This is a genomic window from Saccharopolyspora hordei (assembly GCF_013410345.1).
Lineage (GTDB): Bacteria > Actinomycetota > Actinomycetes > Mycobacteriales > Pseudonocardiaceae > Saccharopolyspora > Saccharopolyspora hordei.
Genome location: NZ_JACCFJ010000001.1, coordinates 4,302,435 through 4,323,393 on the forward strand (window position 1 = coordinate 4,302,435; position 20,959 = coordinate 4,323,393).

22 protein-coding genes and 1 pseudogene are annotated in these 20,959 nt (G+C 72.3%); 15 read left to right on the forward strand and 8 right to left on the reverse strand.

Going from position 1 to position 20,959, the window contains the following annotated elements; all coding sequences use genetic code 11:
* The first annotated feature begins 20 nt into the window (after positions 1–20).
* A complete protein-coding gene (locus HNR68_RS19700) occupies positions 21–686 on the forward strand; it encodes a TetR/AcrR family transcriptional regulator (protein ID WP_179723248.1) in 666 nt (221 codons plus the stop codon).
* 6 nt (positions 687–692) lie between these two features.
* Here the strand turns inward: HNR68_RS19700 and HNR68_RS19705 are convergent, their stop codons facing one another.
* Positions 693–1,670: a zinc-binding dehydrogenase gene (locus HNR68_RS19705; protein ID WP_179723250.1), complete on the reverse strand. Its 978-nt coding sequence runs from the start codon at positions 1,668–1,670 to the stop codon at positions 693–695.
* Positions 1,671–1,960: 290 nt separating this feature from the next.
* Between HNR68_RS19705 and HNR68_RS19710 the strand changes: the two genes are divergently transcribed.
* From HNR68_RS19710 to HNR68_RS19735, 6 genes are read left to right on the forward strand one after another with little or no spacing between them, the layout of a single operon-like run.
* The gene (locus tag HNR68_RS19710) at positions 1,961–2,926 is read left to right on the forward strand and encodes a phytoene/squalene synthase family protein (RefSeq protein WP_179723252.1); all 966 of its coding nucleotides are present in this window, start codon (positions 1,961–1,963) and stop codon (positions 2,924–2,926) included.
* Positions 2,926–3,261 carry a lycopene cyclase domain-containing protein gene (locus tag HNR68_RS19715; RefSeq protein ID WP_179723254.1) on the forward strand — a complete coding sequence of 112 codons (336 nt, stop codon included), beginning with the start codon at positions 2,926–2,928 and terminating at the stop codon, positions 3,259–3,261. Before HNR68_RS19710 ends, HNR68_RS19715 begins: the two co-directional genes overlap by 1 nt.
* Entirely contained in the window at positions 3,258–3,569 is a 312-nt protein-coding gene (locus HNR68_RS19720; RefSeq protein WP_179723256.1) for a lycopene cyclase domain-containing protein, read from the forward strand. Before HNR68_RS19715 ends, HNR68_RS19720 begins: the two co-directional genes overlap by 4 nt.
* On the forward strand, positions 3,566–4,297 hold the full coding sequence (locus tag HNR68_RS19725) for a class I SAM-dependent methyltransferase (RefSeq protein ID WP_179723257.1): 732 nt from the start codon (positions 3,566–3,568) through the stop codon (positions 4,295–4,297). The genes HNR68_RS19720 and HNR68_RS19725 overlap by 4 nt, the downstream gene beginning before the upstream one ends.
* Positions 4,294–5,853 carry an FAD-dependent oxidoreductase gene (locus tag HNR68_RS19730; protein ID WP_179723258.1) on the forward strand — a complete coding sequence of 520 codons (1,560 nt, stop codon included), beginning with the start codon at positions 4,294–4,296 and terminating at the stop codon, positions 5,851–5,853. The genes HNR68_RS19725 and HNR68_RS19730 overlap by 4 nt, the downstream gene beginning before the upstream one ends.
* Positions 5,853–6,872 (forward strand): DUF5914 domain-containing protein, encoded by a 1,020-nt coding sequence (locus HNR68_RS19735; protein ID WP_179723259.1) that lies wholly within the window; start codon positions 5,853–5,855, stop codon positions 6,870–6,872. The genes HNR68_RS19730 and HNR68_RS19735 overlap by 1 nt, the downstream gene beginning before the upstream one ends.
* On the opposite strand, the gene HNR68_RS19740 is transcribed toward HNR68_RS19735, so the two are convergent.
* Positions 6,869–7,408 carry a DUF2231 domain-containing protein gene (locus HNR68_RS19740; RefSeq protein WP_179723260.1) on the reverse strand — a complete coding sequence of 180 codons (540 nt, stop codon included), beginning with the start codon at positions 7,406–7,408 and terminating at the stop codon, positions 6,869–6,871. The two genes, HNR68_RS19735 and HNR68_RS19740, sit on opposite strands and share 4 nt — an antisense overlap.
* 168 nt (positions 7,409–7,576) lie before the next feature.
* Here HNR68_RS19740 and HNR68_RS19745 point away from each other — a divergent pair, with 168 nt between their 5' ends.
* Positions 7,577–8,863 (forward strand): ArgE/DapE family deacylase, encoded by a 1,287-nt coding sequence (locus HNR68_RS19745; RefSeq protein WP_179723261.1) that lies wholly within the window; start codon positions 7,577–7,579, stop codon positions 8,861–8,863.
* 3 nt (positions 8,864–8,866) lie between these two features.
* Here the strand turns inward: HNR68_RS19745 and HNR68_RS19750 are convergent, their stop codons facing one another.
* Positions 8,867–9,250: a cupin domain-containing protein gene (locus tag HNR68_RS19750; protein ID WP_343050268.1), complete on the reverse strand. Its 384-nt coding sequence runs from the start codon at positions 9,248–9,250 to the stop codon at positions 8,867–8,869.
* Positions 9,251–9,302: 52 nt separating this feature from the next.
* Between HNR68_RS19750 and HNR68_RS19755 the strand changes: the two genes are divergently transcribed.
* Both HNR68_RS19755 and HNR68_RS19760 read left to right on the forward strand, forming a co-directional pair.
* Entirely contained in the window at positions 9,303–10,268 is a 966-nt protein-coding gene (locus HNR68_RS19755; protein WP_179716379.1) for a helix-turn-helix domain-containing protein, read from the forward strand.
* Positions 10,269–10,314: 46 nt separating this feature from the next.
* A complete protein-coding gene (locus HNR68_RS19760; protein WP_179723263.1) occupies positions 10,315–11,553 on the forward strand; it encodes a helix-turn-helix domain-containing protein in 1,239 nt (412 codons plus the stop codon).
* 4 nt (positions 11,554–11,557) lie between these two features.
* Here the strand turns inward: HNR68_RS19760 and HNR68_RS19765 are convergent, their stop codons facing one another.
* Complete coding sequence (locus HNR68_RS19765) at positions 11,558–12,895, reverse strand: MFS transporter (protein WP_179723264.1); 1,338 nt, start codon at positions 12,893–12,895, stop codon at positions 11,558–11,560.
* A 234-nt stretch (positions 12,896–13,129) separates the two neighbouring features.
* On the opposite strand from HNR68_RS19765, the gene HNR68_RS19770 reads away from it, so the two are divergent.
* A complete protein-coding gene (locus HNR68_RS19770; protein ID WP_218888360.1) occupies positions 13,130–14,752 on the forward strand; it encodes a thiamine pyrophosphate-dependent enzyme in 1,623 nt (540 codons plus the stop codon).
* Between the two features lie 36 nt (positions 14,753–14,788).
* On the opposite strand, the gene HNR68_RS19775 is transcribed toward HNR68_RS19770, so the two are convergent.
* The 3 genes and pseudogenes from HNR68_RS19775 to HNR68_RS27685 all read right to left on the reverse strand — a co-directional run bounded on the left by HNR68_RS19775 (position 14,789) and on the right by HNR68_RS27685 (position 16,628).
* A complete protein-coding gene (locus HNR68_RS19775) occupies positions 14,789–15,763 on the reverse strand; it encodes a hypothetical protein (RefSeq protein ID WP_179723266.1) in 975 nt (324 codons plus the stop codon).
* A 49-nt stretch (positions 15,764–15,812) separates the two neighbouring features.
* Positions 15,813–16,272 (reverse strand): annotated as a pseudogene (locus HNR68_RS27680) (transposase).
* Positions 16,269–16,628, reverse strand: coding sequence for a transposase (locus HNR68_RS27685; RefSeq protein WP_029723004.1), 360 nt, complete (start codon positions 16,626–16,628; stop codon positions 16,269–16,271). The pseudogene HNR68_RS27680 and the gene HNR68_RS27685 overlap by 4 nt, the downstream one beginning before the upstream one ends.
* A 130-nt stretch (positions 16,629–16,758) precedes the next feature.
* Here HNR68_RS27685 and HNR68_RS27265 point away from each other — a divergent pair, with 130 nt between their 5' ends.
* The 3 genes from HNR68_RS27265 to HNR68_RS26935 all read left to right on the forward strand — a co-directional run bounded on the left by HNR68_RS27265 (position 16,759) and on the right by HNR68_RS26935 (position 19,006).
* On the forward strand, positions 16,759–16,998 hold the full coding sequence (locus HNR68_RS27265) for an FAD-dependent oxidoreductase (protein WP_343050475.1): 240 nt from the start codon (positions 16,759–16,761) through the stop codon (positions 16,996–16,998).
* A gap of 931 nt (positions 16,999–17,929) precedes the next feature.
* Complete coding sequence (locus tag HNR68_RS19790; protein ID WP_179723267.1) at positions 17,930–18,664, forward strand: SDR family NAD(P)-dependent oxidoreductase; 735 nt, start codon at positions 17,930–17,932, stop codon at positions 18,662–18,664.
* Positions 18,665–18,730: 66 nt separating this feature from the next.
* The gene (locus HNR68_RS26935) at positions 18,731–19,006 is read left to right on the forward strand and encodes a hypothetical protein (protein WP_246330496.1); all 276 of its coding nucleotides are present in this window, start codon (positions 18,731–18,733) and stop codon (positions 19,004–19,006) included.
* An 87-nt stretch (positions 19,007–19,093) separates the two neighbouring features.
* Here HNR68_RS26935 and HNR68_RS19800 read toward each other — a convergent pair whose 3' ends face one another.
* Entirely contained in the window at positions 19,094–19,810 is a 717-nt protein-coding gene (locus HNR68_RS19800) for a FadR/GntR family transcriptional regulator (protein ID WP_246330497.1), read from the reverse strand.
* Between the two features lie 233 nt (positions 19,811–20,043).
* Here HNR68_RS19800 and HNR68_RS19805 point away from each other — a divergent pair, with 233 nt between their 5' ends.
* Entirely contained in the window at positions 20,044–20,910 is an 867-nt protein-coding gene (locus HNR68_RS19805; protein ID WP_179723270.1) for an HpcH/HpaI aldolase/citrate lyase family protein, read from the forward strand.
* The last annotated feature ends 49 nt before the right edge of the window (positions 20,911–20,959 follow it).

Genomic DNA, 20,959 nt, shown 5'->3' on the forward strand with positions numbered 1-20,959 from the left:
AGCCGAAGTGAGAGACACCGATGGCCGAACCCTCTCGGATCCCAGCCCGCGACGGGGTGCGGGCGGACGCCCGCCGCAACCGGGAACGCATCCTCACCGCCGCCCGCGCGGTGTTCGCGGAACGCGGGATCGACGCCCCGATGGCGACCGTGGCCCGGCGGGCCGGGGTCGGCGTGGCGACGCTGTACCGGCACTTCCCGACCCGCGACGCCCTGGTGCGGGGCGCGTACGCGCACCAGGTGGAGACGTGCTCGCGGGCGCTCACCGACGCGCTGGCCGATCCTGACCCGTGGCGGGGCTTCCGGCACCTGGTGGAGACGGTCTGCGCCCTGCACCGGGAGGAACGCGGGTTCCCCGCGGCCTTCCTCGCCGCCTTCCCGGAGAGCACGTCGGAGCACGGGCACCGAGCCGAGCAGGACCTCAAGGCGTTGGTGCGCAGGGCCCAGGCGGCGGGCGCGCTGCGGCCCGACTTCCACCCGTCCGACATCGCCGTGGTCCTGCTGGCGCACTGCGGTCTGGTGGCGGCCCTGCCGGACGACGCGGCCGCGTCCCGGCGCCTGGTGGCCTACCTGCTCCAGTCGTTCCGCGCCGACGCCGCCACCGCACCGCTGCCGCTGCCGAGCGGGCTGACGCTGCCCGGTCTCCTGACCGCGGTCGGCGATCCCGGGCGCCGGCCCCCGGCCTGACGCGCGTCAGGGCAGGACGACGATCCGCCCACCGGTCCGGCCGGCCTCCTGCCTGCGGTGGGCCTCGGCGGCCTCCGCCAGGGGCAGCCGCGCCCCGACGCGGGGCCGCAGCGTGCCGTCGGCCAACCGCGCGTTGATGGTCCTCGCCGCCTCCGCGAGCTCGCTGACCGTGGCCCTGCTGATCACGAAGCCGTGGACGCTGATGTCGTGGGTGTAGAAGTGCCGGGCGGGCAGGTCGACGGTCGGGCGGGCGGTGGCGGTGAGCACGACCCGAGCCCCGGGGGCGAGCAGCGGCGCGATCGCGGCGAGGTCGTGGTGGCCGGAGGTGTCCCAGTAGACGTCCGCGCCGTGCGGCACGGCGTCGCGGAGCCGGTCGACGTGGTCGGGGGCGTGGTGGTCGACCACGGCGCGGGCCCCGCTGGACCGGCACCACGCGGCGTCCCGCTCGGACGCGGTGGCGACGACGTGCGCACCGGCCGCGGCGGCGAGCTGGACCACCGCGCTGCCGACACCGCCCGCGCCGCCGGCGACGACGACCGTGTCCGCGGGACCGAGGCGCGCCTCGCGGAACAGCCCCAGGCAGGCCGTGCCCGCGGGGTGCAGCACCGCGACCGCCTCGGTGGCGTCCACGCCGTCCGGCAGGTGGTACAGCCGGCCGGCGGCCACCACGACGTCCTGGGCGAAGGAGCCCTGCCGCCCGTCGTGCCCGAGGCTGTTGCACCACACGCGGTCCCCGGGGCGGAACCCGGCGGCGCCGGGGCCCGCGGCGGTGACGGTGCCCACCAGGTCCCGGCCGATGATGAACGGGAACGGCGTCGGGGTCGGGTACCAGCCGGAGCGCACGAGCGTGTCGACCCGGTTCACCGCCAACGCCTCCGTGCGCACCAGCACGTCGGTGGGCCCGAGGTCCGGCACCGGCAGCGGCCCGACCTCGATGCGCTCCGGCGGCCCCAGCTCGGTGACGTAGGCGGCCAGCGTCTCCACGGCGTCCCCTCCTCCGCTCCCCGGTCCCGCCTGGCACCGACACCCTCCACCACCGCGACCTCGACCGCCAGGTGCCGTGGTGTCCACCGTCCGTGGCTGTCCCGCGCTCGCTGCGGTGCGGGCCTCGGCGGGCTGGCTTAGGGTTCGGGCGAGACGCGCTCGGCAGGGGGGAAGGGGATGCGGGCGGTGGAGGATCCTGCGGACAGAGCCCCCACGACGGGAGCCGGACCGGCTCGCGAGACCGTTCCCCCACGAGCGTCCGGTCCCCTCGACGTACCGGCAGCGGTGCGATGAGCAGCGCCCTGGACGCCGCCGGGATCACCGACCCGCGCCTGCGGGCGGCGTACCTGCTCTGCCGCCGGATCAACGCCCGGCACGGCAAGACCTACTACCTCGCGACCCGGTTGCTCGCGCCCTGCCAGCGCCCGGCGGTGCACGCGCTCTACGGCTTCGCCCGCTGGGCCGACGACGTCGTCGACCACGCCGGCGGGCACCCCGACGAGCGGGCGGCGCGGCTGGACGCCGTGTCCCGGGAGCTGTTCGCCGGCCTGGACCGCGGCCACAGCGACCACCCGGTCATCGCCGCCGTCCTCGACACCGCGCGGCGCTACGGCATCCGCCGGTCCCTGTTCGAGGACTTCCTGCGGTCCATGCGCATGGACCTCACGGTGACCGAGTACCCCGACCGGCGGGCGCTCGACGTCTACGTCCGCGGCTCGGCGGAGGCGATCGGCCTGGAGATGCTGCCGGTGCTGGGCACCGTGTGCGACGAGGAGGACGCCGCGCCCCACGCGGCCGCGCTGGGCAAGGCCTTCCAGCTCACCAACTTCCTGCGCGACGTCGCCGAGGACCTCGACCTCGGTCGCGTCTACCTGCCCGCCGACGAGCTCGCCGCGTTCGGCGTGGACCGCGACCTGCTGCTCTGGTGCCGGCAGCACGGGCGCACCGATCCCCGGGTCCGAGCCGCCCTGGCGGACCAGCACGCGACCACCCGGGCGATCTACCGCTTCGCCCGCGACGGCATCCCGCTGCTGCACCCGCTGTCGCGGCCCTGCATCGGCACCGCACTGGTGCTGTACTCGGAGATCCTGGACCAGATCGAAGCATCCGACTTCGCGGTGTTCGCGCACCGGGCCAGGGTCGGCCACCTCCGCCGCGCGCGGGTCGCCACGGCCGGCCTGGTGCAGGTGCTGCGGCTGCGCAGCAGGGCGCGGGGTGCGCGGCACCTCCCCGCTGCGACTCGGAGGTGGGCGTGATGGAGCGGTTCGAGTACCTGCTCGTGCTCGCCGGGTGCCTGGCGATCACCGCCCCGCTGGAGTTCCTCGGCGCGCGGGTCTACCGGCGGCCCGCCCGGCTGGCGCGTGCGGTGCTGCCGGTGGCCCTGGTGTTCGTCGTCTGGGACGTGCTCGCCATCGCGGCGCAGGTGTGGAGCTACGACCCGCAGTACCTCACGGGTGTCCGGTTGCCGTTCGCGCTGCCGTTGGAGGAGCTGCTGTTCTTCCTGGTGGTGCCGGTGTGCGGGCTGCTGACCTACTGCTGCGTGCAGGCGATGCTGGCGCGCCGGCGTCCGCGGAAGGAGGCCGGGCGGTGACCGGCCTCGGCTACACGGTCCCGGCCGTCCTCGCGGTCGTCGCGGTGTGCTGGTGGGAGCTGAAGGTGCTGCGCACCGGCTTGTTCGACAAGCCCGCGTACTGGGTCTCGATGGTGATCGTGCTGGCCTTCCAGGTCCCCGTGGACGGCTGGCTGACCAAGCTCACCGCGCCCATCGTGCGGTACGCGCCGGAACACATCAGCGGGCTCCGGTTCCCGTGGGACATCCCGGTGGAGGACTTCCTGTTCGGGTTCGCGCTCGTCACCGCCGTCCTGCTGCTGTGGGAACGCCGGGAGGGGTCGGCATGAGGATCGGGCGGGACGGACTGGCGCGCGAGGCGGTGCCGGACGCGTTCGACACGGGCGCGGCCGCCTACGACCGGCTCGTCGGCGCCAACCCCGGCTACCACGCCCACCTGCGGCTGTCGGCCCACCGGATGCGCCTGCCGGACGGCGGTCGGGGCCTGCGGCTGCTGGACGTCGGCTGCGGCACCGGCGCCTCCACCGCGGCACTGCTGGACGTCGCGCCGCACGCGGAGATCATCGGGGTCGACCCGTCACCGGAGATGCTGGCGCAGGCCCGGGCGAAGCCCTGGCCCGCGTCGGTGGAGTTCGTCCACGCCCGCATCGAGGACGCGCCCGCCGCGGGGGTGTCCGGGCCGTTCGACGGGATCTTCGCCGCCTACGCGATCCGCAACCTCGCCGACCCGGACCGGGGACTGCGGCTGCTGCGGAGCCTGCTGCGCCCCGGTGCGCCGTTCGCCGCGCACGAGTACTCGGTCCGCGACTCGGTGGTGGCCACGGCCGTCTGGCACGCGGTGTGCTGGTCGATCATCATCCCGGCCGGGACGGTGCTGACCGGCAGCAGCGCGCTCTACCGCCACCTGTGGCGCAGCGTCACCAGCTTCGACGGTGCGGCGAGGTTCCGGCAGCGGCTGGTGGACGCCGGGTTCACCGACGTGCGCAGCGCGACGATGACCGGGTGGCAGCGCGGGGTGGTGCACACCTTCGTGGCGACGACCCGGGGGGACGGGTGAACGCCACCGGCCCCCGTGACCCGCGCGCGGTCCGGCACCTCGCGCCGCGGGGCGCCGCGCACGCCGACCTGCTCCAGCGGCGTCCCCGCGCCGTCGTGGCGGGCGCGGGGATCGCGGGCCTGACCGCGGCGACCGGACTCGCCGAACGCGGGGTCGAGGTCACCGTCGTCGAACGCGAGGAGCACCTCGGCGGCCGGGTGGGCGCGTGGACCGAACGCGCGGTGGACGGCACCGCGCTGTCGATGAGCCGCGGCTTCCACGCCTTCTTCCGGCAGTACTACAACCTCCGCGCGCTGCTGCGCCGCGCCGATCCCGCGCTGGCCCGGCTGCGCCCGGTGGAGGACTACCCGCTGCTGGACGCCCACGGCCGCCGCGACACCTTCCGCGGGCTGCCGCGCACGCCACCGTGGAACGCGCTGTTCTTCGCCTTGCGCAGCCCCACCTTCCGGTTGCCGGACCTGCTGCGGCTCGACCCGCGCGCGGCCGCTCCCCTCGGCTCGGTGTCCGTGCCGGAGGTCTACGAGGAGCTCGACCACGTCGACGCCGAGACGCTGGTGCGGCGCATCGGCTTCCCGCCGTCGGCGCGGCACCTGGCGTTCGAGGTGTTCTCCCGCAGCTTCTTCGCCCCACCGCGCGAGATGTCCGCCGCCGAGCTCGCCACGATGTTCCACCTCTACTTCCTGGGGTCGACCGAGGGCCTGGTGTTCGACGTCCCGGACGCGGCGTTCGACACCGCGCTGTGGGAGCCGCTGCGGGCGCACCTCGAGCAGCGGGGCGTGCGGTTCCGCACCGGCGTCGAGGTCACCGGCGTCGACCGCGCGGACGGCGGGTTCCGCGTGCGCACCGGGGACGGCGAGGCACTGCCCGCCGACGGCGTGGTGCTGGCCCTGGACGTGGCGGGCCTGCGCTCGGTCGTCACCGCGTCCCCCGAGCTGCACGACCGGGAGTGGCGCGAGCGGGTGCTGGGGCTGCGCACCGCACCGCCGTTCCTGGTGCACCGCCTGTGGCTGGACCGTCCCGTCGCACCGGACCGGCCCCCGTTCCTCGCGACCAGCGGTCGTCCACCGCTGGACAACATCAGCGTGCTCAACCGCTACGAGCGCGAGGCCCGCGCGTGGGCCGCCCGCCACCGGGGCGCCGTCGTGGAACTGCACGCCTACGCCGCGGGGTCCGGCGACGACGGGGCGGACCGGGTCCGGGAGCTGCGCAGCCGTCTCCTCGCCCGGATGCACGAGGTCTACCCGGAGACCGCCCGCGCGCGGACCGTCGCGGAGTCCTCGCAGTGGCGGCAGGACTGCCCCCTGCCCGGGCTCGGCGACTTCTCCCGGCGTCCCCGGGTGCGCACCCCGTTCGACGGGCTGGTCCTGTGCGGCGACGCGATCCGCATCGACCTGCCGGTCGCCCTGATGGAACGAGCTGCGGCCACCGGCTGGCACGCCGCCAACCGGCTGCTCGCCCGGTGGGGCCTCGCCGGTCACGAGCTCACGACCGTGCCCACGCGCGGCCGGCACGCGCTGCTGCGCGCCTGGGCCGCATCGAGGAAGGTGATGAGGTGATGACCGAGAGCTGGCTGCGCCGGTACTGGCCGCGCACCTGGCCGCTGCAACCGATCCCCCGCACGCCGTGGGCGCGGCAGGAGCCGACGTACCGCGACGCCCGCCCGGACCTGATCCACTCCGCTCTCAAGCGCGCGCAGGCCCGGCCCTCCGGGAACTGGTACGCCTTCGCCGCCAGCCGGGACGTCCGCTCCGACCGGCCGCACGGGTGCACCGTGGCCGGGACCGAGCTGGTGGCCTGGCGCGACGAAGGGGGCAAGCTCCTCGTCGGTCCTGGCGCCTGTCCGCACCTGGGCGCCCCGCTGGCGCAGGGGCGGGTGTCCGACGGCGCCCTGCTCTGCCGCTGGCACGGTCTGCGCCTGTCCGAGACCAGCGACTGCGGCTGGCGGGTCCTGCCCAGCCACGACGACGGCGTCCTGGCGTGGGTGCGGCTGGACCGGGCGGGTGGCGAGACGCCCACCGCTCTCCCCCACCTGCCGGAACGTCCCGAGCTGGACACGAGCGTCCACTCGGTCGCCACCCTCGTCGGGACCTGCGAACCCCGGGACGTCATCGCGAACCGGCTCGACCCCTGGCACGGCGCCTGGTTCCACCCGTACTCGTTCACCCGGCTGCGGGTGCTGCAGACCCCGCGGGAGGACGACGACCGGTTCGTCGTGGCGGTGACCTTCGTCGTCGCGCCGGGGATCGGCGTCCCCGTGCACGCGGAGTTCACCTGCCCCGAGCCGCGCACGATCGTCATGCGGATCATCGACGGCGAAGGCGTGGGCAGCGTCGTGGAAACGCACGCCACCCCGCTCGGTACCGGCGACGACGGCAAGCCGCGGACGGCGGTCGTGGAAGCCGTCATCGCGCGGTCGGAGCGCCCGGGCTTCGCCGTGGCCAGGGCGGCCGCGCCGCTCCTCCGGCCGACCATGCGCCGGGCAGCCGCCCGGCTGTGGCGGGACGACCTGGCCTACGCGGAACGCCGTTACCGGTTGCGCGCGCGGCGCGAGGCCCGGGCGCACCTGCGCCACTAGGTCCAGTCGTCGCGCTCCTCGGGGCGCTGCCACCGGTAGACGCCCGCGCCCTGCGCGTAGGAGAGGTGGCCGCCGAGCGCGCCGCCGACGGCGATGGTGAGCGTGCCCAGCGCCGAGCAGACCAGCGTGGCGCGGGCGCCGGGCGGGTAGCGCAGCGAGGCGGCGAAGAAGGCGGCCGAGAGCACGTTGGCCGCGGCGTGCAGCGCACCCACCCGCCGCTGCACGTCGTCGAGGTGGGCGAAGTCGGCCAGGCCCGCGGCGACCGCCGGCGGCACGGCCAGCAGGCCGATCGTGGTCAAGCACCGCGCGGCGCGGGGCTGGCCGACGCCCAGCTCCAGCACGGGCGCGCAGACCAGCGCTCCGATGGGCACGGTGACGAGCAGCGGGTGCGTCGGGTGCCCGAGCCACGAGCCGCCGAGCACCCGGTCCAGGCGCGTACCGCTGATCCTGCGCCGGATGGCGCGCGCCACGGCGTTGGCCGGTCGCTCCACCCACCGGACGGACTCTGCTGCGTGCAACAGCGCGCTCGGTGTCATGGCACTCCACGTACCCGGGTGATCTCGCCGCCATGCCTGGGCGAGTCGCCGTTGTGGATGTGCACACCGGTGGTGGTGGCAAGTCTGTGCGGTGCTCTCTTGTCCCGCCCCCGTCGTGGCGCGACTGTGGTCCCCGGTTCACCCGCGACGAGACGGAGGACGGCCCGCATGCTCGATCCCGAGATCGCCCAGCGCATCACCAAGGCGGTGGACGAGCAGTTCGACGACCAGCTCGCGTGGACCGCCGAGCTGGTCCGCCGCCCGAGCCTGCGCACCGGCGAGGCCGACGCGCAGGACCTCGTCCAGGCCACGCTGTCCGAGATGGGCCTGGAGATCGACCGCTGGGTCATCGACTCGCCGGAACTGCGGGCGCACGAGGGCTACGGCCCGACGACGGTGGACCCGTCGACCCTGGAGAACGTCGTCGGCACGTGGCACCCGCCGGTGGAACGGGGGCGGTCGCTCATCCTCAACGGGCACGTCGACGTCGTCCCGACCGGCCCGGAGGAGTACTGGAGCCGCTCGCCGTGGGACGCCCGGATCGTCGACGGCTGGATGTACGGCCGGGGCAGCGGCGACATGAAGGCCGGCATCGGCGCCAACGTGTTCGCGCTCCGCGCGCTCACCGCCGCGGGCCTGCGGCCGACCGGGCGGATCCACGTGGAGTCGGTCGTCGAGGAGGAGTGCACCGGCAACGGTTCGCTCGCCGCGCTGCTGCGCGGCTACACGGCCGACGCCTGTGTGATCCCGGAGCCGGAGGACGACAAGCTCGTCCGGGCCAACGTCGGCGTGCTGTGGTTCGACGTGACCGTCCGCGGCGTCCCCACCCACCTGCGGGTGATGAGCAGCGGGCAGAACGCCATCGACGCGGCCTACCAGGTGATGGGCGACCTGCGCCGCCTCGAGGCGGAGTGGAACCGGCGCAAGGACGAGCACCGGTACTTCGCCGACACCGAGCACCCGATCAACTTCGGCTTCGGGGTGATCCAGGGCGGCGAGTGGCCCTCCAGCGTGCCGGCGCGGTGCACGTTCACGGTCCGCGCGGCGCTGTACCCGGGGACGTCGGCGGCGGAGGCGTGGGCGGAGATCCAGCGGACCCTGGAGGAGTCGGCTGCGTCGCTCGGCCTGCCGGACGCCGTGGTGGCCACCCCGTCCGGCTTCTTCGCCGAGGGCTACGTGCTGGAGGAGGGTTCCGACGCCGAGGCGGTGCTCGCCCGCTCGCACGAGCGGGTGTTCGGCAGCGAGCTGGAGTCGTTCACCACGCCCGGCTACCTCGACGGTCGCGTGTTCACCCTCTACGGCGGCATGCCCTGCCTGGTGTACGGCCCGGTGTCGGAGGCGATCCACGGCATCGACGAGCGCGTGGACGTCGAGTCCGTCCGGCGGATCACGACGTCCATCGCGCTGTTCGTCGCCGAGTGGTGCGGGGTGGAACCCGTCGAGGACGCGTGGTGAGCGTCAGACCTCGATCCCCGTCGTCGAGGTGATGTGGTCAGGGACCTCTCCGGCGTAGTCGCCGGTGCTGAGGGTCCCGGCCGACTCGATCAGCAGCACGCTCGCGCCCCCAGGCGACTCCGGGCAGTGCTCGACCCCGCGGGGGACGACGAAGACGTCGTGGCGCTCCAGGTGCACCGTGGTCTCGGTCCCGCGCTCCCGCAGGTGGATGTCGAGGCTGCCGTCGAGGACGAGGAACAGCTCGTCAGTGTCCGGGTGGGCGTGCCAGACGAAGCTGCCCTCGACCTTGGCCAGCCGGACGTCGTGGTCGTTGACCCGGGCGAGGACCCGCGGGCTCCAGCGCTCCTGGAAGGACGCCAGGACGGTGTCGATGTTCGTGGTCGTCACGCTGTCGATCGTGGGGCTTGCGCCTCGCCTCGAACAGTGCGAGGAATGGCACGTGCCGCAACTTTCCTCGCACCTGCACTCCGTCGTCGCGCTGGTCGACGACGGGTCGAACCCGTTCGAGCTGGCGTGCCTGACCGAAGTCCTCGGCATCGACCGGCCCGAGGTCGGTGGGCTGCTCTACGACTTCCGGATGTGCGCCCGGGAGGCGGAGGTGCCGATGCGGCAGGAGTTCTTCGCGATGACCGGGATCGCCGGCCTGTCCGCCCTCGACCACGCGGACACGGTGATCGTGCCCAACCGCCCCGACACGGTCACGCCACACCACCCCGACGTGCTCGACGCGATCGCGCGGGCCCACCAGCGCGGAGCGCGGTTGATCGGGATGTGCAGCGGGGCCTTCACCCTCGCCGAAGCGGGCGTGCTGGACGGACGCCGCGCCACCGTGCACTGGCAGTGGGCCGAGGAGTTCCGGGCCCGGTACCCGCGCGTGCACGTCGACGACGGCGTCCTCTTCGTCGACGACGGCGACATCCTCACCTCGGCAGGCAGCGCCGCGGCCCTCGACCTCGCGCTCCACGTGGTGCGCCGGGACCACGGCGCCGAGATCGGGGCGGCCGTCGCGCGCCGGCTCGTGTTCCCCGGCCACCGACCCGGTGGACAGCGGCAGTTCATCGAACGTCCTCTCCCCGCGGAGGCGGAGAGCCCGTTCGCGGCGGCGCTGTGCTGGGCCGAGCAGCACGCGACCGAGCCCATCACGGTCGCCGACATCGCCGCCCGGGCCGCGATGAGTCCCGCGACGCTGCACCGGCGCTTCCGCAGCGAGCTGGGGTGCACCCCGAACCAGTGGCTCACCGCGGTCCGCGTCGAGCACGCGCGCCGGCTCCTCGAACAGACCGACCTCGCCGTCGACCAGGTCGCGCACCGCAGCGGCCTCGGGACGGCCGCCAACCTCCGCGCCCGCCTCGCCCGGCACACGGGCCTGACGCCGACCGCCTACCGCCGCGCCTTCCGGGCGTAGCACGCTGTTTCCCCGCCGCGGTTCCCGCGGACCGTAGGATGTGCACATGCACAGCAGCGAGGGGCTGGCCGGCGCTGCGCCCGATGCCCGCTGGAACGCGCTCCTGACCCGCTTGCGCGGCGACTCCGACGCCCTGTTCCAGGCCTTCCTGGAACAGGTCCGGCAGATCCCGCCGTACGCGCGCGGTCTCGTCCCCACCGAGCGGATGGAGGAGGACGCGGCCCGCACGTTCGACTACCTGCTGCGCCGGATCGCCGGAGCCCCGGTGCCGAAGCGGCTGTCCGCGGTCGGGACGGAGATCGGCCGGGACCGGGCCCACCGCGGCGTCCCGCTCAACGACCTGCTCACCGCGGTGCGGCTGAACTTCCGGATCGTCTGGGACGCGCTGCGCGCGCAGTCCGACCCGTCCGACGGGCCGCTGCTGGTCGAGCGGGTCGACCGGGTGTGGGCGGCGGTGGAGGAGCACGCGCTGCAGGTCCAGGTCGCCTACCAGGACGAGGGTGCGCTCATCGCCCGGGAGCGCCAGGGCGAGCGGTCGATGCTGGTCGCGGCGTTGCTCGGGCAGCTCGACGGCCCGGACGAGCCGCCGGGTGAGCCGGACCCGGACGCCGTCGCCCGGGTGGCCCGGGCGCTCGCCGTCGACGTCGACGACGACCTGCTGGTGGTGGTCGCCCCGGCCGCCGCCGGTTCCCAGCTGCGGCGGGCCGCGGACGCGCTCGCCGCGCAGGGCCGGCCGGTCCACGTCCAGGCGCTGGCCCGGCACGCGGTGCTGCTGGCCCGGTGGACGGGAGCACCGGAGGACGGCCCCGCCGGGATCCGCGCGCTGCGCGCGGGTCTCGGCGGGGTGCTGGACTCGGTGCCGTGCGTGCTCGGGCCGCTCGCGCACGGCGTGGCGAAGGTCCCGGCGAGCGCGCGGACCGCGCTGCGGGTCGTCGACGCCCTCCCGGACCTGGCGGGCCCCGTCGACCCCTACGGCGCGTGGCTGCCGGTGGTCGCGGCCGAGCTCTCCCGGACGGGGATCGGGCGGGAGCTGGTGACGTCGGTGCTCGGCGAGCTGGTCACGCTGCACCCCGTCGAGCGGGACCGCCTGCTGGAGACCCTCCGGGCGTGGGCGCGCACCGGCTCGGTCACCGAAGTCGCGCGGCCGCTCTGCTGCCACCGCAACACGGTGCTCAACCGGCTGCGCCGCGTCAGCGAGCTGACCGGACGGGACGTGACCGTGCCGGACCAGGCGACGGTGGTGCTGCTCGCCCTGGCGTGCTGGGAGGCCCTGGAGCGCCCGTGACCCGTCAGTCGGCCGGCGCCCGGACCTCCGCGGTGGTCACCGCGTCCCGGCCCGCGGACAGCCGCGGCGCGAGGAACCCGCACCCGGCGGTGACCAGGGAGATCCCGACCAGCAGCAGGGTCGGCAGCACCGAGCTGCCGCCGCCGAGCGCGAGCAGCGCGGTCGCCGCCAGCGGCACGAACCCGCTGACCACACCGGCGATGTTCGCGGAGAGGGCGACGCCGCTGTAGCGCAGGTGCGGCGGGAACAGCTCGGTCAGCAGCGCCCCGGAGACGGCGTAGGGGACCGACAGCAGGGCGGTCGCCAGGGTCACGCCGACGACGACCGCGACCACCGCGGTGGTGTCGATCAGCCAGAACGCGGGGAACGCCACCAGCGCCGCGCCGAGCGCCCCGCCGACGGTGACCCGGGCGGCACCGTGGCGCTCGGCCAGCCGACCGCCCAGGACCAGCACGACGATCTCCACCGCGGCGGCGACCAGCGTCGCGGCGAGCAGCACCGAGCGCGGCATGCCGAGCGTGGTGGTGCCGTAGCTGATCACGAACGTGGTGATGAGGTAGAAGCCGCCGACCCCGAGGAACGCGGTGCCGGCGCCGACGAGCAGCTGCGGCCACGCGGTGGCGAAGACCTGCAGGACCGGGGACGAAGCGCGTTCGTCTTCCTCGAGAAGCTTCTCGAACAGCGGGGACTCCTCGACGCGGCGGCGCAGCCACAGCGCGATGGCCAGCAGCGGGAACGCCGCGAGGAACGGAACCCGCCAGCCCCACGAGTCGAACGACTCCGGCGGCAGGGCCGACACCGCCAGGAACGCCCCGGACGACAGCAAGGTGCCGACCGGAGAGCCGATCTGCGGCATCGCGGCGTAGCGGCCGCGCCGCTCCGGCGGGGCGTGCTCCACGGCGAGGGTGACCGCACCGCCCCACTCCCCACCGACGGCGACGCCCTGCAGCAGCCGGAACAGCGTGAGCAGGACCGGCGCGGCGACGCCGATCGTGGCGTAGCCCGGCAGCAGGCCGATGAGCGCGGTGACCAGCCCGATCATGGTCACCGTGACGATGAGGCAGCGCTTGCGGCCGATCCGGTCCCCGAGGTGGCCGAAGATGACCGCACCGAGCGGACGCGCGGCGAACCCCACGGCGAACGAGGCGAACGCCGCCAGCGTGGCCACCAGCGCGTCGTCGGTGGCGAAGTAGAGCCGGTTGAACACCAGCGACGCGGCGGTGCCGTACAGGAAGAAGTCGTACCACTCCAGCGCGGTGCCCACGAACGCCCCGAACGCCACCTTCCTGGCTTCGGCGTCGGTCACCGCCGCGGCCCCGGCGGGGCCGGACCTCTCGCTCATCGCTTCTCCTCGGTCCGGATGTGTGGTGCAGTGCGGACAGCATTCAGACGAGACCGGTCTCGCGTAACTGCACGGTGCACAGACTTGCCCTGATTTCGGTGGGCATCTGCACAACGCCGGTGGCTCGTTGGGGATCTGCACAACGACCGCGCCGGTTCTCGTGGCGAGCGCTGCTTCTCCACCGGCCCGGCGACTGCTGGGATGGGGCCCGCCACGTCCAGAGGGAGGGATGTCGTGCCGAACGCGAGCCCGTGCAGCGCCGGTCACCTGGTCGTCCGCCAACTCGAGCGTTCCGGGGTCGAGCGCGTCTACTGCGTGCCCGGGGAGAGCTACCTCGACGTCCTCGACGGCCTGCACGACTCGACCATCGACACGGTGGTGTGCCGGCACGAGGGCGGCGCGGGCTTCATGGCCGTGGCCGAGGGCCGGCTCACCGGCCGCCCCGGCGTGGTGATGGTGACCCGCGGCCCGGGCGCGGCGAACGCCGCGATCGCGGTGCACACCGCCTGGCAGGACGCGACACCGCTGGTGCTGTTCGTGGGGCTGGTCCCCGCCGAGCAGCGCTACCGCGAGGCGTTCCAGGAGTTCGACCCGAACGCCTGGTTCGGCAGCACCGCCAAGCGCGTGCTGGTGCTCGACGACCCCGCTTCGGCTGCGGGTGTCGTCGCGGAGGCCGTGCACGTGGCGGCGTCCGGCAGGCCGGGACCGGTCGTCGTCGGGCTGCCGGAGACGACGCTGACTGAACCGACCGACGGGGTCACCCTGCCGCCGCGGGCACCGGCCCGACCGGCCCCGTCACCCGCCGACCTCGACGCGGTCGCCGCGTTGCTGCGCGACGCGCAGGCCCCGGTCGTGATCGCGGGCGGCGAGGGCTGGACCGAGCAGGCCGCCCGCGACCTCGCCGCGTGGGCCGAGGCCGCCGCGCTGCCCGTGCTCACCGACTTCCGCGCCCACGACGCGATCGACCACCGCAGCCCCTGCTACGCCGGCTCGCTCGGGTACGGCCGTTCCCCGTCCGCGGCCGCGGTGCTGCGCGACAGCGACCTGCAGGTCTGGATCGGCTGCCCGCGCGGCGACGTCGCCACCGACTCCTACACGCTCGGCGCGGAGGTCGCGTCGGTGTACGTGGGCCCGGACCCGAACGCCCACGGCCACCACGGCCGACTGGACGCGACCGTGCTCGCGACCCCGGAGAACTTCGTGGCCGCCGCCCGGCACGCGCTGCTGCGCCCGCACGCCGACCCGGCCCCGATGCGCGCGGCCCACGAGGCGCACCGCACCTGGGCGCAGCCCAGAGCGGACGGCGGCCGCGGTGTCGACCTGGGCATCGCGTTCGAGGTGCTGCGCCGCACGCTGGAGGACGACCCGGTCGTCACCTTCGGCGCGGGCAACCACGCGATCTGGGCGCAGCGCTACCTGCCCGCGCACCGCCCCGGCTCGCTGCTCGCACCGCGCAACGGCGCGATGGGCTTCGGCGTCCCCGCCGCCGTGGCCGCCGCCCTGGTGCGACCCGGACGACGGGTCCTGTCGATCGCCGGCGACGGCTGCTTCCTCATGAACGGCCAGGAACTCGCCACCGCGGTCGACCGGCAGCTGCCCGTGCTGGTGCTCATCGTCGACAACGGCTGCTACGGCACCATCCGCGGCCACCAGGAGGCCCGCTACCCGGGCCGCCCGAGCGGCACCGGCCTCACCAACCCGGACTTCGCCGCCCTGGCCCGCGCCTACGGCGCCTTCGGCACCACCGTCACCGACACCTCGGAGTTCGAGGTCGCGCTGCACGAGGCCCTCGCCACCCCCGGCCCCGCCGTCCTCCACCTGCACACCGACCCCGACACCCGAGGGCCCAGGGCCTGAGCGGAAGAGCCGGCTGGCCGTGGCCCCCGTGGGCCGCTAGCCCGCTGCCTCGTCGTCCTCGTCCTCGTCCTCCGGATCTTCGGATTCGTCCAGCGCTTGCTGGAGGTCCTTGGACGTGGGCTTCGCGTGCGGATCACGATCGATCCACCCTTTGCCCTCGGCTGCGATCCCTTCCAGGATGTGCAAGGCATGGGTGAAGCCGGCCGCTTCGAGGTTCAGTCTGGAGAACGAAGTCGAGTACTCTTCTGTTGCTTGCTGCCCCGGCGGGTCCACGACGCGGATTTCCCTGGTCGGCCCGTTCGTCAAGGTCAGTTGCAAAGTGTGGTTGGAATGCCCTGCCCTCACGACGTGGACCGAGGACACCGCGTCGAAGCGAAAGTTGTTCCGCTGCTGGCCGTGGAAGGCCGCGCGTTCGAAGTCGAGCTCCGTGCTGACTTCGCGCACGCCGTCCTGCGTGATCAGGAACAGGCGGACGTCGTACTTCGAGTACCGCCACGGGCCGCCCCGCACCCGCGCCCGCTTGTACTCGCTGGCTGGTGTCAGGAGGAACGCGTGGGCGATGATGTCACGCCACGCCAGCTGGTAGTGCCGAAGGGCATCGTCGAGCACCAAGGTCTTGTCGCAGTCGAGCCAAGCTTCCATCTCCCGCTCTTCAGGACGGGTGGTTTCCAGCTTCTCCTTCCAGCGCTCGCGGGCCTCTGTTCGAGCTTGCAAGGCTTTCTCGTGCTCGAGGAGCTCCTCGGCGTATCGGCGACGTTCACTGCTGATGCGTGACCACTGCAGGATTGCTGCTCGTCCGCTCACAGCGGCCACGGTCACGGACAACGCTGTGAGGACCAAGTCCGCTTGAACAGCAGCATCGAGCACGCTCACCACCGCGGAAGCAGCCACGATCAGCGAGAGGATGCACCACACCTTCACGGACAGCGGCGTCCGGTACTGGTCGCGGTAGGACCACAAGGTCCCGTCTTCCCAACGTCGGCGCGTGTTGCTGACGAGGTGCCGGATCAACCAATTGACCTGGTCGATCTGAACGCGGGACTCGCGGTAAGAGCGTGTCTCACTTGGCTTGTTTGAGCTTCTTGAAGCAGGTCAGTGCGGCGGCGAGGGCGAGGAAGCCTTTGAAGGCATCGGCGCGGCGTTCGTAGCGGATGGTCAGGCGTCGGTAACCGGCCAGCCAGGCGATGCTGCGTTCGACGACCCAGCGGTGGCGGCCCAGTTTCTGGCTGGTCTCGATGCCGATGCGAGCCAGGCGGGGCGACAATTCCCCGTCGCTGCAACCAGACTCGGCGTTCGGCACTGTTGTATGCCTTGTCGCCGTGCAGCTTGCCGGGCTTGCGGCGGCGAGGTCCGCGGCGGGACCGGATCGCGGGGATGGCGTTGACCAAGGGCTTGACAGCGAACCCGTCCGGGGTGTTGGCCGCGGAAATGCCGGTGGCCAGGGGCAGTCCGCCCCGGTCGGTGAGCACATGCAGCTTCGAGCCCGGCTTGCCTCGGTCGACCGGATTCGGTCCGGTCATAGCGCCCCCCTTTTCGCCCGCACCGCGGCGGCATCCACCACGGCCCGGGACCAGTCGATCAGCCCTTGACTGCCCAGCTCGTCGAGCACCCCCCGGTGGATCCGGGCCCACAATCCGGCCTCGGTCCATCGCAGAAACCATCGATGCGCGGTGGGCACTTTCACCCCGAACGACGGCGGTAACCACCGCCAGGCACACCCGCTGGTGAGCACATACACGATCGCGGTGAACACCTTGCGTGCATCCGCCGGTGCCCGCCCACCACCCTGCGGGCGCTCTCCAGCCTGTGGAATCAGCGGCTCGACCAGCTCCCAGAGCTCGTCGGGAACCAACCGCTGTGACAACGCATCAACCACAGACGATGATCTTGCCCTGAACACCGATCAAGATCCAAACGAGACACGCTCTTAAGGCGGTTTTGAGCAGGAAGGCCCGAGCGCCCGACCACCAGGGAGCGCCAGAGTGATTGAAGATGCTGACGTCGTCGTGGGCGGCGGTATCGCCGGGCTGATCACGGCCCGCGAGCTCAGCCGACGTCAACCGCGGGTCGTCGTCCTCGAAGCCAGGGACCGGCTGGGTGGTCGGGTGTGGATCGACGACTCGGTCGGGTCCTCGAGATCGGCGGCACCTGGCTGCACTGGGTGCAGCCGCATGCGTGGGCCGAGGTCACCCGGTACGGGCTCGAGGTCACCCGCGGACCGCGCCCGGAGGAGGCCTACTGGCTGACCGGCGAGGAAGTCCGCAGGGGAACGCTCGACGGGTTCATGGAGCTCATCGACCCCAGCATGCAGCGCCTGCTGGAGGAGACGATGCGCTGGATCTCCCGACCTGGCAAACCGGCCTCTGAACCCGACCGCAACGCGCTGCTGCGGTCCCCACCACTGGCCAGCTGCGGCGTCGAACCGAACCGCCCCGCCGGCCGAAGCTCAGCCTGGCGGGGCGGTCCGCGCCACCGCGCCCAGCAGCGGGCAGCGCGCGGTGGCCCAGTCGCAAGGGCGACGACGAGCACAGTCGACGCCCTGGCAGGGCGTTCATCAATTGGACACTGTGTGCACTCTGCACTCGCAGGCGTCGTCGGCACTTCTGGGTGCCACGGTGGCGCGCCTGCACTCCGATTATTCCGCAGGCACAGGAGAGCTGGACGAGGTTGTGCGGATCGCAATGGAGCGGATGGCCGAACGCTACCCACGCTTGCACGTGAAGGTGGTGGCCGACCGGCGGAGGCCGACATCCAGACGTGCGCAAGGCCCGGGAGAGCATCAGCGGCTCGGGCATGCGGCGCGCGGAGGGAACTGCGGCGGGTGCCGGTCTGGCGGCCAGCTTCGGCATGAAGGTGACGCGGATCGGCGTACTACACCCCATGTGCGCCTTTCGCAGTCTCTGCGCCGCGAGGCACGTGCTGCGCACGTGCGACGATCGCTGAGGCGGAGGTGTGATCGCCGCTTCATGCGTGTATCTGGGCGCCACGATCCGATTTGAACTCCCGGAAGGATCTAGACCGCAACCTGTTGCATCGAGGTCCACTACAACCCGAAGGCCGGCTTTTGAAGCGAGGTCGGCCACATCTCCTTGCCCACGGGCCTCGGCCTGGGCTGGTCCTGGACAACCATGTCTTCGGCGATCCCGCAGCCAGCTTCTGACCTCTTTGGAGACCTCCATGAGATTCTCCGGCAGTACCGCACTGGTGACAGGTGCGGCAGGCGGCATCGGAGAAGCCATTGTGACGCAACTTCGAGCCGAGGGTGCCCGCGTCGCCGTCGCCGCCCGCGACGTCAGCGGCATCGAGGCTGAGGCTCACCTACCCGGTGATCTTCTCGACCCGGCCTACGCCGACGGCCTCGCGCAGGCAGCACGCGACGCACTGGGCGGGCTTGACATTCTCGTCAACAACGCGGGGGTCATAACCCGTGGCCCGGTGACGGAGGCATCGGACGCGGACTGGTCCCGGTCTGTCGGCGTGAATGTGGAAGCGCCCTTCCGTATCTGCCGGTCTGCGATACCGCTCATGGCCGAAACCGGCGGCGGCGCCATCGTCAACGTCTCGTCCTGCTGGGGAGGCAAGGCGCCGGGGCCGAACCACGCCCTCTACTGCATGACCAAAGCAGCCCTCTCCTCACTCACGCAGTGCATGGGTATAGACCACGCGCACCAGGGCATCCGTGTGAACGCCGTCTGCCCGAACGAGGTCAACACGCCGATGCTGCGCTCCGGCTTCGCCAAGCGCGGCTTCGACCCCGACACCGCGGTGTCCGAGCTAGGGCGGACCGTTCCCGCAGGTCGAATCGCCGAACCGGAAGACATTGCCGATGTCGTACTGTTCCTCGCCTCGGACGCAGCACGCTACATGTGCGGCACGCTCGTCGAGGTCAATGGCGGGAAACCGGTGTCATGACGCAGTTCCAGGATGTTCCTCCTGGGCTCACTGGGCCATTGTGGACAAGTTGCCGGCTTACTGCGGATGAGCAAACCGGCGCCCTGCCGACAGAAACCGTCACCGCCGCCGTCGTTGATCGCCCGGCAGCTGATGGAACTGGACCGGGAGACCAAAGACCTCGACAAACAGCTCACCGAACGTTTCGGCGGCCACCCGCACGCGCCCAGCCGTCAGTTGCGTTTCGCGACCGTGCTGGCGCCCGCTGCCGCGGCCAGAGCGGGGGATCGACACCAGCAGGTCATCGCGAGGATGTTCTGCGATGATCCGCGCGGTGCGGGCTACCTCGGAATCGCCGCTTGACACACGCGCAACAGTTCCCCCTGGCTCAGTTCACCACGATCGAGGGCGGCGACGAAGTCGGCTGAGGCTGAACGCACCCTGCGCACCTCAGTCCTCTTCTTGATCCTTCCAGGTTTCGCCGTAAAGCTCGCGGAGGCCCAGCAGGTGGCTGCGCATGGCGTCTTCGGCTCGCTCGGCTTCCCCGTTGGCGATGTGCTCGGCGATGGCGATGTGGCAGGCATCGACGTTCTGCCACTGCTCCTGGGCGACGGCGGCCCGGTCCAGCCTGGTACGCAGCACATCGCTGACCGGCTGCCCCATCATCGTGAACATCAGATTCCCGGTAGCCATGAGGATCATCGTGTGAAAATCCATGTGCGTGACGAATCCGCTGGGATCGCGTGAATCGCGCGGTGCTGCAGCCGTGGCACGCAGGGCATCAGCGGTGTCCCGATCGGCTCTCTGGGCGGCTAGTCGGGCTGCTGCTGGTTCGAGCAGTAGACGGGCTTCGAGCAAGTCACCGATTCCCAGCTGCGGCGTCGCGACCAGGACGCCCAGCAAACCCCCGAGATCGTCGACCAGCTGGGAGGGGTCCGGCGCGACTACGAAGGAGCCACCTCGTACGCCGCGCCTGGTTTCTATCAGGTGCTGGCTGGCCAGAACACGCAGTGCTTCCCGGACTGTTGAGCGGCTGGCGCCGAACATCCCGGTCAGCTCGGACTCCGCGGGTAGCCGGGCGCCAGGTTTCAACAGACCGCACATGATCTGGGAGCGGAGCTCGTCGGCAACCTGCCGGTAGGCGGGCCGAACCCGCTGTACCTGCAAATGCGCCCTCGGGGGCGTCGTCTGCGAGGGCGATGATCCTGAATCGCCCGACCGCTCTACCGGTGAGGTCGCTGGTCGCGCGGCGGTCCCGCGACGACTCGCGTTCGAGCTCATCTGATCACGCCTCCGAGGTGGTCTACGTGAGCCGCGGCTCAGCCGCGACCCTGCAACAGGGCCCATCCTATCGCGAACGAGGCTAGCGACACCGCATCGTATGTGAAAAGGTCAGACGTATGGTCGAAGAGTCTCCTGAGTTCTTGGTCGGTGCGCGAACGCTGCTGTTCGTCCCAGGTGATCGTCCGGATCGCTTCGCCAAGGCTGTTGCCTCCGGCGCTGATGCCGTGGTCCTGGACCTGGAGGATGCGGTCCCACCTCAGGCCAAACGCGATGCGCGAGCTGCGGTTTCCCGGTGGTTGGCTGCTGAGCCTCCCAACGTGGCGGTGCGGATCAATCCGCCGGGAACCGCGTGGTACTCCGACGATGTCGCCGCAGTCGCCGAATGCGGCGTGCCGGTCATGCTGCCCAAGGCTCAAGATCCATCGGAGGTTGCGGCCCTGGTGGGTGAGCTTGGTCCTCTCGCTCGGGTCATTCCGCTGATCGAGACTGCGGCCGGGCTGCATCGGGCTGTTGAAGTCTGCAGTGTGCCCGGGGTAGTGCGACCGGCCTTCGGCAGCGTTGACCTGGCCGCCGAGCTGGGGGTTGACGCCGGTGATTCGGAAGCCTTGCGGTATGCGCGTTCCGCCCTGGCTGTGGCGGCGCGAGCTGCGGGGTCCGCTGCGCCAATCGACGGAGTCACCACGGCCTTGCGGGACGAATCCGTGCTGCTGGCGGATTGCGCGCACGCGCTCTCGCTCGGCTACACGGCGAAGATGTGCGTCCACCCTGCGCAGGTGGCTCCGGTGGCCATGGCTCTGGCGCCGACCAGCGACGAGATCGACTGGGCCCGAGCCGTCTTGGCGGCTGCGGATGGTAGTGGGGTAGCCGTGCTCGACGGGAAGCTGATCGACCGGCCGGTGGTGCTGCGAGCGCGATCGGTGCTTCTGCGGAGCGGAGCAGATTTCGTTCGCGAGCCTATTGATCTCAAAACGTCTGACGATTAGCCTCTCGGCTTGTGGTCGGAGCCACCCGGCCATCCCGCGCACGGCTGCG